The sequence below is a fragment of the Staphylococcus borealis genome, assembly GCF_001224225.1.
GTDB lineage: Bacteria > Bacillota > Bacilli > Staphylococcales > Staphylococcaceae > Staphylococcus > Staphylococcus borealis.
In genome coordinates, this window is the sequence record NZ_CUEE01000003.1 from 1 (window position 1) to 12,247 (window position 12,247).

The following is a 12,247-nucleotide window of genomic DNA, read 5'->3' on the forward strand; positions in this document are numbered from 1 at the left end:
TTCCAATTACGTGATTATCTTTATCTAATAACTCAATACGAGTATTCGGATCAGAAGACACATCAACAGGTGTTCGAGTAGTCGCCTTACCAGTTAAGTCAGTATTAACGATTGGGCTACCTGGAGGTGTGGTGTCAGTCGCTTTTTTCGGTTGTGACATAGAACTATTTGGATGTTCTGCATTATCAGTCGCTTTAGCACGTACATTACCTTCAGGGATAGGCACCGTTGGTGTAATTGTAACTCGACCAGTACTATCTGTCGTACCCGAACCAATCACGTTGTTATCTTTATCAAGTAACTCAACACGTGTATTCGGGTCTGTCGTTACTGTAATTGGTGTTTTAGTCGTTGCTTTACCAGTTAAATCATTTGTCACAACTGGTTCCGTCGGAGGTGTAGTATCTGTTGCTTTCTTAGGTGCAGAAGTTGAGACATTTGGATGTTCCGCATTATCGTAAGCTTTCGCAGTTACATTACCTTCCGGTATAGGTTGAGTTGGCGTAATGATGACATGACCATTAGCACCAGTAGTCCCTGTTCCAATTACGTGATTATCTTTATCTAATAACTCAATACGAGTATTTGGATCAGAAGACACATCAACAGGTGTTCGAGTAGTCGCCTTACCAGTTAAATCAGTATTAACGATTGGACTACCTGGAGGCGTTGTATCAGTCGCTTTCTTTGGTTGAGAAAGTGAACTGTTCGGATGTTCTGCATTATCAGTCGCTTTAGCACGTACATTACCTTCAGGGATAGGCACTGTTGGTGTAATTGTAACTCGACCATTACTATCTGTCGTACCCGAACCAATTACATGATTATCTTTATCAAGTAACTCAACACGTGTATTCGGGTCTGTCGTTACTGTAATTGGCGTTTTAGTCGTTGCTTTACCAGTTAAATCATTCGTAACAACTGGTTCCCTAGGTGGCGTAGTATCGGTTGCTTTGACTGGATCAGACATAGAACTATTCGGATGTTCCGCATTATCAATAGCCTTGGCAGTAACATTCCCTTCTGGAATAGGACGAGTTGGTGTGATTGTAACACGTCCATTAGTACCAGTCGTACCCGAACCAATGACATTACCATCTTTGTCTAAAAGTTGTACGTTTGTATTTGGATCCGTAATTACTTCAACCGGTGTTAAAGTAGTCGCCTTTCCACCTAAAGGTGTAGTAACTCTAGGTTTAGTTGGTGGCGTCGTATCGGTTGCTTTGACTGGATCAGACATAGAACTATTCGGATGTTCTGCATTATCTGTTGCCTTGGCAGTGACATTACCTTCCGGAATAGGACGAGTTGGTGTGATTGTAACATGACCATTCGCTGCCGTAGTTCCAGTTCCAATGACATTACCATCTTTGTCTAAAAGTTGTACGTTTGTATTTGGATCCGTAATTACTTCAACCGGTGTTAAAGTAGTCGCCTTTCCACCTAAAGGTGTAGTAACTCTAGGTTTAGTTGGTGGCGTCGTATCCGTCGCTTTGACTGGATCAGACGTAGAACTATTTGGATGTTCTGCATTATCTATAGCCTTGGCAGTGACATTACCTTCCGGAATAGGACGAGTTGGTGTGATTGTAACACGTCCATTAGCACCAGTCGTACCTGAACCAATGACATTACCATCTTTGTCTAAAAGTTGTACGTTTGTATTTGGATCCGTAGTTACTTCAACCGGTGTTAAAGTAGTCGCCTTTCCACCTAAAGGTGTAGTGACCCTAGGTTTAGTCGGTGGCGTCGTATCGGTTGCTTTGACTGGATCAGATGTAGAGCTATTAGGATGTTCCGCATTATCAATTGCTTTAGCTGTAACATTACCTTCTGGAATAGGTCTTGTCGGTGTAATATTGACACGACCTGAACTATCCGTAGTTCCAGTTCCTATGATTTGCCCATTTTTATCTAATAATTGAACATTCGTATTCGGATCTGTTGTAACTGTAACAGGGTCAGTCGTACCTGCTTTTCCACCTAAAGGTGAAGTAACTCTAGGTTTAGTTGGTGGCGTCGTATCCGTCGCTTTTCTAGGTGCAGACGTTGAAACATTGTTAGCTGGGTCATAAGCTTTCGCAATGACATTACCCTCTACAATAGGAGTTGTAGGAGTGATAATTACATGCCCATTTCCGTCAGTTGTACCAGTACCTATAACACGCCCATTTTTGTCGATTAAATCAACTCTCGTATTCGGATCCGTTGTAACGGTAATTGGCGTTAAGGTTGTTGCTTTTCCTGTTAAATCTGTATCTACAGTTGGAACAGTTGGTGGAATGGTATCTGTTACTGGTACATGATCAGAATCGATTGAGTTTGGTGTTTCTGCACCATCTGTAGCACGTGCATAGATTTTTCCTAAAGGTAGTGGCTCTCTTGGCGTAATTATACCGTGACCGTCCATTCCAGTAAGAACTACACCATAACTTTTACCATTTTCATCAAAGATCTCTACTCTAGTCAATACATCCGTAGAAACATCAATAGGCGTTCTTGTACCTACTTTATTAACTAAATTTGTATTAATTACTGGTTTTCTAGGTGGTGTTGTATCGGTAACATGTCTAGGATCAGATGTTGCATTATTAGTTTCATCAGTTTGATCATATGCTTTCGCAGTGATATTACCCTCGAAAAGATAATGATCAGGGGTAATATTAACATGTCCGTTAGAGCCTGTAATACCACGTCCAATGACATTATTATTTTTATCTAATAGTTCAACTCGCGTATTTGGAGTAGATGTAATGTCGATAACTGGTGTAGAGAAAGCTTTACCCGCAACATTTGTATTAATTACTGGTTTCATTACAGGAATAAGCGTTGTCGCTTGAACAGGTATTGAAACCGAACTATTTGGATGTAAAGCATTATCAGTTGCTTTCGCAGTAACATTACCTTCTGGGATAACACGATCTGGAGTAATTACTACGTGACCACTACTATCTGTTGTACCAGCACCAAAAATACGGCCATTTTTATCTATTAATGCAACATGCGTATTTGGATCAGTAGAAACATCAATCGGTGTTAATGTACCAGCTTTGTAAACTAGTCGTGTGTTAATTACAGGTGTTGTAGGTGGTGTTGTGTCAGTTGCAAATTTAGGATCAGATGTTGAAACTTTTGATTCATCACTGTGATTATATGCTTTTGCAGTGACATTACCTTCAGGTATAGGACTAGTTGGCGTAATGTAAGCATGTCCATTAGAACCTGTCGTACCTGTACCAATTTTATTACCGTTTTTATCGAAAATTTCTACTTTAGTATTCGGATCAGTAGATACATCAATAACTGTTGTCGTTGTTGCTTTACCTACTAAATCAGAGTTAATTGTTGGTTTCACTGGTGGTTGGTTCTCGATAGATGGCAGTGCACTATCTTCAGGTAATATACGACCTGATAAAACTGTATAAGCAGATTTACTTACACCACCCATAGCAGCTGTATTAGCATATGACCAAGCATTTTCTAGTTCGGCATTTGTAACATTATCTCTTAATTTAACTTCAAGATGCATATGATACGCACGATTTGCGCCTTCTGGATGGTTAGGATCTACTTGAATACCAATACCATAGTTCCATCCACTGTAAATGCCTCGTTGATCTTCAACTGCTCTTCTCAAGTCAGGATTATTTCTATTTGAATGGAAATATTCGTTTGCATCACTATTAAAGCTTCTGCCTGGACGAACACCGAAACTAAGATAAAATGTTGTATGACCAAAATCGCGTTGATTACTTCTTAACATATCAATCATTTGTGTACTATTATCTGGATCGATAATAAAATCGCTAGGTGATTCACTTAATAGACTATTTCTACCACTTCTTTTTTCATAAGCTGCGTAAGATAGATTTCTAACTGAATCGCTCGCAAATGAACCATCTGAGTTCAATTTCATTACTTTATATGGTAATAGTAAGGCCATCCCTAAACGTTGTTGTGACCCAGGTGATATAAAGTTAACGCCGTCATTATTGAAGAATACATCATAAACTAAGTATTTTGAATTACCTTCATTTTTATAATAAGCACGCATTACGGTCTTTCTAGAAGTAATACTTTCCACACCGTTTCTTTGTTGACCAGTACCAAGCGCTCTACCATCAGGTAAAGAAGCATAGTTTCGTTGATATACAATAACGTTTCTTCCAGCATTCCAACGGCTATTCAATGTAGTGAATCTAAAGTTCGTTCCTTTATCGATTTGTTGACCATTTCTTGGGTCACGTTTACCTGAATGTGATCGAGTAATCACATTGGCTAATGAATTGCGAGTTCGCTCTAATCTCTTAGCTAAATCTAAAAGTGATTGTTGTGATACATCGCTAGATTGAATAATATGATGACTTTCAACTATTAACTTTTTAGCTTCTTCAATATGAGGATTTGAAGGTTCTAAACTTTCAACTTCTGGCAATTTACTTTGAATTTCATTTGTCAGGTTAGTCAATTTAGATACGTTTTTACTATCACTCTTCTGTACGTTATCCACCTTAGATGCTTTAAGCATGTCCGGATTGTCTGCTAATTGTTTAGATGATTTTGAGTTAGAGTATTCAACTGATTGTTTACTTTGATTCGATGATTCTTTCTCAACGTTTAATGAAGATTTTTTCTCCAGCTCTTTATTTTTTTCATCTTTACCGACTGTCGGAGATTCCTCTATCTTTTCTTTAATTGGTGAAGATGTCGAATTAGTAATTTCTTTTTTGCTTGTTTGAGTTTCTAAAGTATTTTTTTCTGTCGTTATCTTGTCATCTTGTTTTGACTGCTTATTGATTTCTGCAGCTTGATCAGAAGTTTGATCATTTTGAATTGTTATTGCATCATTTTGAGAACTATTTATGTCTCGGGTTGCTTGTGTATCAGTATTTGTCTTAGCTTTTTCTACGGTAGCATTAGCATTCTCACTTGCATGCGCTTGATCCGTATGCGTCCCTAGAAATACGAGCGTGGCAATTAAAGTTGAGAATGTTCCCACTGCATACTTTCGGATACTGAATTTCTGCAATTTATCTCGATGATTCATTGATGCGCGTCTCTCCTATTCTATGTTGTATATTCTTGATGTTGATGTTATGAGCATGATTGAAAAGTAATTCCGATAACACATAGCTCAATATCAAAAAGGTTGATAATTAAGTTACCGTTATTATTGTCAAAATTTTAAGTGTCACTTTAACACAAAAAAATTACTCGACAAAAGTTTTACAACTCCTCTCGGGTATTAAATTTCAATTATCATTATGAAATGAACAATTCAATTGTTGTTCTCTTTAATTGTAGCACTAATTCAATTCACTGTGAATTAGAATTTTTATCAATAAAATAAATTAATTTATGAATTGAGTGGCATTTAAAATTAATAAAAAATAAAGAGTGGGACAGAATTCTTTTTAAATTCGTCATCCACTCCTATCTTGCTTTGTTTATAAAATGTCTTAGTAAAATACGCTTTGCTGGGACCCCGACGCCCAACTTGCTTTGCTAGTAGAATTTCTTAGTGAAATTCTCTTTGTTGGGCCCCCCGCCCGCAAGGATGCCTAGAACTGAGAAAAGCTCGATTTAAGCGCCTTCTCAGTTCAGTCAGCTACTGCAAATTTCCAAAATACATCATTATTTTATATATGTTCCAGACTCATTGCGTCCGTTATAACTTCGATGAAATATATTTACCTGATACATATAGTTCATGTTCATTACAAATTGAAAGTATGTGATTAATTGAATGTGCGTAAGCCATATCTTTATATATTTCTATACTATTAAGTGGTACTTCAGTATATATTTCGGCTAGGCGTTTGGATAAAGTTAAGTTATCTTTATCACTTTCAATTTTCTTGCGTTGTGCAGGTGTTAATTTATCAATATTAGAAAGCACATTTTCGACACTTCCATAGGTTTGAATTAATTTGAGAGCTGTTTTCTCGCCTATCCCTTTTACACCGGGATATCCGTCTGCACTATCACCCATAAATGCTTTAATATCAATCAGTTGTTGCGGATTTAGCTGATATTCATCATTGAAACGTGTTAAGGTATAGCGATTATATATGTTAAATCCTTTTTTAATGAGCCATACTTCTACTTTTTCATTGATGCATTGTAAGATGTCTTTGTCTCCAGTGATGATGTGAACTTCATTATTTTTTGAAAAAGATTTTGCAAGCGTACCTATAACATCATCAGCTTCATAATTTGTCATACCTACATTAATGAAACCAAATTGATCTGAAATGTCTTTGACATAATCAAATTGAGGTATGAGTTCTTCTGGAGGCTCTGGACGGTTTTGCTTATAAGCGCTATACATCTCATTTCTAAATGTTGATTGTCCCATATCCCAGCAAACTGCAACATGGCTAGGTTTAATCTCATTAATTGCTGTAAAAATATGTCTGACAAATCCTTGGATACCATTGGTTGGTACCCCTTTTGAATTATACATAAATTGTTTGTGTAAACTAGTTGCATAGAAATGTCTAAAAAGTAAAGCCATTCCATCCACTAATAGGACACGATTTTCCATAGATTGTGCCTTCTTTCTATTTTAATAGTGCATTTAATTTTTGATGCGCTGTTTGTAATTGTTCAATTAAAGTATTGTCCAAATTAAATGATACTAATTCATCAATTTGGCTTTGAATCGCACCTTCAAGTTGCGCAAATTTATCTTCTGCCTCCTCATTCATTGAGGCAACAAATTGAATTAATGCTTGTCTGAATTCACTCATTTGATTTTGTAATAATTCAAGTGTGCTTATACTAATTTGTTCTTGCAATGCTCTTTGAGTATTAGGATTAAGAATTCTTCGTTTAGTTAATTGTTTAGGTAATGCAGCAAGCATATCATTTAAATCTATACGTAAAAATGCTTTCTCAGTAAATTCAGGCGTGACATTAAACTCAGGATTAATAAACACATGCAATTGGTTTAATTTTTGTAGTATTGGTGCGACTTGATCGCTAAGTTGATGATTATAATATTTTTTTATACGCTCAACTAATAGACTTTGTTCCAAATACAGGCGTTGGTGAATTTGGTCTAAAAATGTTTTAGAAGAAATTTTCTTTTCATCATTAAAATCACTATTTTGAGTCATTTGACTATTATAAACACGTTTAACATCATCTAATAATTGTAACTTTAATCTTCCATTTAAATGATAAATCTGATCTTCAACCTCATTATTAGTATGTTGTTCCGTAGTCATTAACAATTGATTTGATAATCTTTGCTTATTTTGATAGTGCTTTAATTGCTGTTGACGTTGCTCAATATGAGATTGGTTTGTTTGATAGTCATGAATCATTTCTTCAAAAGAAAGATTGATTTGTTCAAGCTGCTTAACCATTTGTTGTTCTAATATACGATTTGAATCTATTTCTACAAATTGATCAATACTTTGTCGCAATTGATCAATGCCTTCATCGCTTTGTTTCAGTGCTTGTCTACTTGAAACGCCAAAGATATCCGATTTTAGGTTGACTTGAGTGAGTGCATCTTTAACATAATGTTTCACAGCGTTTAAATCATCAGAGCTTTCTGCTAAGTCTACCGCATTGATGACCATTTTAAACGCTTGATTTTCATTAAGTTGATTCATTTCTTTCATATGTTCAATAAAATGCTTATCGTTATCAGTAAAGGAATGATTAAAATAACTCACATATAAAATTAAGTCAGATGAAGTTAAAATTTGTTCAGTTTCATTTGTATGTCGTTGATTATTAGAATGTAGACCTAGAGAATCAACAATGATTTTACCTTTAAGCCATTCTATCGGTAAATTGATATGGACAGTCTTAACAAATGTAGCGAATTCATCTTCGGCACTCCATTTCTTAATTTCTTCTCGAGAAATCACATGTTTGGTACCTTCTGCTAACATATCTTTATACATCGAATAATGTTTTTGAACTGCGCTTACAAAGGCAAGTTGGTTCTTTTCTAATTTACGCTTTAAACGTTGAATATCAGAATGGATAAATGAGTCAAGTGTTTCAAAAGAAACATCGTGATATTCAATTAGTTGATTAAGTTCGTTTAATAATTGTTCTTCAGTTTTAAGTGTAATCTGACTATTCTCTCCATATGATAATTCAGTCGTCGCTGCTGTAGTTGGATTTGGTGAACTTACTAAATATTGTCCACCTAATAAAGCGTTAATTAAACTACTTTTACCTGCGCTGAATGTGCCGAACACACCAATTTTAACTAACTTATTGTCTAATCGCTCTAATGTATCTTTAATATCTTTTTTCGTTCTTTCAAATAAAGGTACAGGATTAATAATATCCAATGCTGCTTGAATATTAACTTCATTAATGTGATTAACATTCGAATGATGATTAGATGCGTCCTCATCGTTTGTGATAACCTGTTCGGTATCCTCGAGAACATAATTTGCCTCAGTTCTACCTATTAATTTATCTAAAGAATCTTCCATATGGATATAATAATGTAAATAATTCTTAGTAGTTAGAGATGATTTTAAATTTTGTAACTCTAGATAATGCTCATAGATTTGTAAGTCATCAGTCGTCTCCTCAGTTAGATCTTGCGCTTGTGTATACTTAATTGCTTTATCAAACAATGGATTAGATTGTTTTTCTACATCATTTCTGATTGCTTTTAGCACGTCATCACTGAAAGTAAGTACATACGTATTACTTATACTCGTTTGAGGTTGATATAAATTTGAGATTAAACTTGAATCAATATCATAATGCTGATTTAGAATGTCATGATTCACCTCGGAATTATTAATAAAGCGAGTTAAGAACGACATATCCTCTCTTAGAGGTTGTCGAATTTGTTGATTCATCTTATCTTGTAATTTAGTTACAACATTTTGTAGGCGCGCTTCTTGTTCTTCTTGCTTTTTCTTCTTTTTGTTTAAGAAGCCTCCAACTTTAAAATCATCGCTCATACTTTCAAGGTATTGTCTAATTTCTTCACGCATGTCATGCGTCATTATATATGCATTATCTAATACATCTTTACGCTTTTGTTTTAAAAAGCTTAATAATTGATCAGGATTATTCAATAGTCTAGCTTCTTCGCTAACAGCTTGATTTTGTTGAAACTTGGCATAAGCTTGTTCAAATTCATCTTCATTAATGTTAAGTTGTTCCAATATATCTTGTAGCTCATTTTGAATATATCCTAATTGTGCTTCTGTAATGAATTTCACTGTACGATTGACATAATCTTCAATAGCTTCTCTGTTATTATCTTTCTCTACTAAATACTGAGAGAGGCGTGATAGTTCATTTTCAGGGTGATCGAATTTAGATACATAAAAGATATCTGTTAGATTAATCTCCCAATCCTCAATTGACTTATTGACTCTCTCTTTAAAAGTTTCAAATGTAATTTCATCTTCATTATGTTTATCAATTTGATTAATGATAAAGATGACAGGAATGCCTACATCATTCATTCGTTTAATAAATTGAAAATTTAACGCCGATTGTACATGATTATAATCTACTGTATAGAATAGAATATTACTTGTGTACATGAATTGTTCAGTAGTGGATTGATGTGTAGCAACGTTTGAATCTACGCCAGGTGTATCTTGCAAAGTAAAGCCGTTTTTAAATTTTGTAGATGGAAAATTAATCTCAACAGATTCTACATCTACATTTAAACGGTTCATTTTTTTAACTTCATCATAAGTTTTTAATTTAGAATATTGTTGATTTTCTAAATTAGCTATAATACCTTGTTTATCTGAAACAGATACAATTGCAGTATTACTTGTTGTTGGTACTGGTGAACTTGGAAGAATATCTTGTTCTAATAATAAGTTGATTAAAGTTGATTTACCCGCTGAAAAGTGCCCTACAAACGAAGCGGTATATTGATTTAAATATACTTTTTTAATGACTTGATTAATGGTATGTACTAAAGTTGAGTTTTTAGATTTTTCAACTTCTTTTTTTAATTTATATAAAATATCCAGTTGTTCATTATTAGCCATGCTAAGTCCCCTTTATTTCAAACATTCTAATAAAAAAAGTAAGAGCCTGAGACATACTAAATGTAACAGGCTATTTTAAAAGTGGTAGTATTCTATAGAATAGAATGAACGGCATTACAATATCAATTCTGCCAAGCTACCTATTTATTAAATTTTATCACAACACTAGTTTGAAACAAATATAAAGAATTGTTAATTAAACCAAGCAGGTTTATCCCCACCAGTGTTTGGTTTATTAACACCAATATTTTCTTTTGAGTACAGTTCTGGGTTTTTAGCAATGCGGACAGCTAAACTTGCAACACTTCGACGTGAAACTTCTGTTCCTTTAAATTGAGCGTCTTTTGAAGTAACTTCGTAATCTGTTTCATTCTTAAATGTAAGCCAAGCAGGACGTATAATTGTATAATCTAGTGTTGACGCTTCAATAATGTCTGCTGCTTTACGATATTTAGTTAATTTTTCTCCAAATTGAGATTTATTAAATGCATTAAATTTAGGTGGTAATTCATCATAAATCCCAGGGGCAGCTACAAAGATTAGACGTTTTACATCTTTTTTAGACATTGCATCTACAATCGCTTGTGCTTCAACATCTAATGAACCAGATAGGCTCGCAAAGACAACATCAACTTTATCTAATGCTTGTTCTAAATCTTCCGCATTTTTTGCATCGCCTTCATATACTGTCACTCGATTTGATGCATAATCAGGAATTCGATGTGCATTTCTTAAAAATAAATCAACATTAAAATTTGAATCCTCTAAAAATATTTTAGTAGCCTCGATAGAGACCTTACCGTTTGCGCCAATAATTAAAACTGTTTGCATATGATTTCTCTCCTAACTATGATGTTTAAAATATATGTAGTTGTATCTAAATTTAACACTCTTACTATCACTTTACATCAGTAATAATAAGAGCGCTAATGAATTGATTAAATTAATTAAATATTATTAGATACATCAAGAAAAATTTACAAATTTAATAAAAATTATATAGTAGTTGGTTTTTTACCCCAATATTGATAATACGTACATTCAATATAACCATTGAATAATTTTCTTCTCTTAGTCGCTTTTCGATTAACTAAGAATTCGAATTCTTTGTTGCTAGTAAGAATGTAGGTTGATAGATGTGCATGTTGATTCATCAACTTACCAATATAGCGATACATTTCTTCAACTTCTTCTCTATCCCCAATACGTTCGCCATACGGAGGGTTCCCAACTAAAGCAACAGGGCTATCCGTATCAATCGTTAATGTATTAACATCTTTCACACTAAATTGAATAATATCTGCTAAGCCGACTTCTTCAGCATTACGTTTAGCAATTTCAACCATTTCAGGATCTATATCGGATGCAAATACTTGAATATCTTTATCATAATCTGCTTGCTGATCAGCTTCGTCTCTCATTTCATCATATATATTAGGTGGCATAATATTCCATTCTTCAGAAACGAAATCACGATTGAATCCAGGTGCGATATTTTGCGCAATTAAACAAGCTTCTATCGCAATGGTACCTGAACCACAGAATGGATCAATGAAAGGTGTATCTCCTTTCCAATTTGCTAATCGAACTAAACTTGCAGCTAATGTTTCTTTAATAGGTGCTTCCCCTTGAGCAATTCGGTAGCCACGTCGATTCAAACCAGAGCCTGATGTATCAATGGTTAGTAAGACGTTATCTTTTAAAATAGCTACTTCAACAGGATATTTCGCACCACTTTCGTTTAACCAACCTTTTTCATCGTATGCTTTCTTTAAGCGTTCCACAATTGCTTTTTTTGTGATTGCTTGGCAGTCTGGCACGCTATAAAGTGTAGATTTAACACTTCTACCTTGAACAGGAAATTGACCTTCTTTATCAATAATGTCTTCCCAAGGTAATGATTTCGTCTTCTCAAAAAGTTCATCAAATGTTTTGGCATTGAAGCGGCCCACTACGATTTTAATACGATCAGCTGTACGTAACCATAAATTACATTTTACAATCGCTTTAGCATCACCTTCGAAAAAGATGCGCCCATTTTCAACTTGTGTTTCATATCCGAGTTCTTGAATTTCTTTGGCAACAACAGCCTCTAATCCCATAGGACAAACTGCTAATAATTGGAACATGACGTGATCTCCTTTTTTATAATTACATTTATATGTTAACAAATATTTAAAATTTTATGTATGATTAGAAAAAAATAAAAGCTCTCCAATCAATGGGAGAGCTAAACTAGT

The 12,247-nt window shown here is 34.5% G+C and carries 5 protein-coding genes; all 5 read right to left on the reverse strand.

Features of this window, described 5'->3' with window-relative positions; genetic code table 11:
- Positions 1 to 5,047: YSIRK-type signal peptide-containing protein (locus tag AK212_RS13805; protein ID WP_053029411.1), on the reverse strand; the 5,047-nt coding region annotated here is incomplete at its 3' end.
- Positions 5,048 to 5,668: 621 nt separating this feature from the next.
- Complete coding sequence (locus AK212_RS04370) at positions 5,669 to 6,547, reverse strand: 5'-3' exonuclease (protein WP_053029412.1); 879 nt, start codon at positions 6,545 to 6,547, stop codon at positions 5,669 to 5,671.
- Positions 6,548 to 6,563: 16 nt separating this feature from the next.
- A complete protein-coding gene (locus AK212_RS04375) occupies positions 6,564 to 10,007 on the reverse strand; it encodes a dynamin family protein (protein ID WP_053029413.1) in 3,444 nt (1,147 codons plus the stop codon).
- 192 nt (positions 10,008 to 10,199) lie between these two features.
- Entirely contained in the window at positions 10,200 to 10,838 is a 639-nt protein-coding gene (locus tag AK212_RS04380; RefSeq protein ID WP_053029414.1) for an SDR family oxidoreductase, read from the reverse strand.
- Between the two features lie 164 nt (positions 10,839 to 11,002).
- Positions 11,003 to 12,136 carry a THUMP domain-containing class I SAM-dependent RNA methyltransferase gene (locus AK212_RS04385; RefSeq protein WP_053029415.1) on the reverse strand — a complete coding sequence of 378 codons (1,134 nt, stop codon included), beginning with the start codon at positions 12,134 to 12,136 and terminating at the stop codon, positions 11,003 to 11,005.
- Between the last annotated feature and the right edge of the window lie 111 nt (positions 12,137 to 12,247).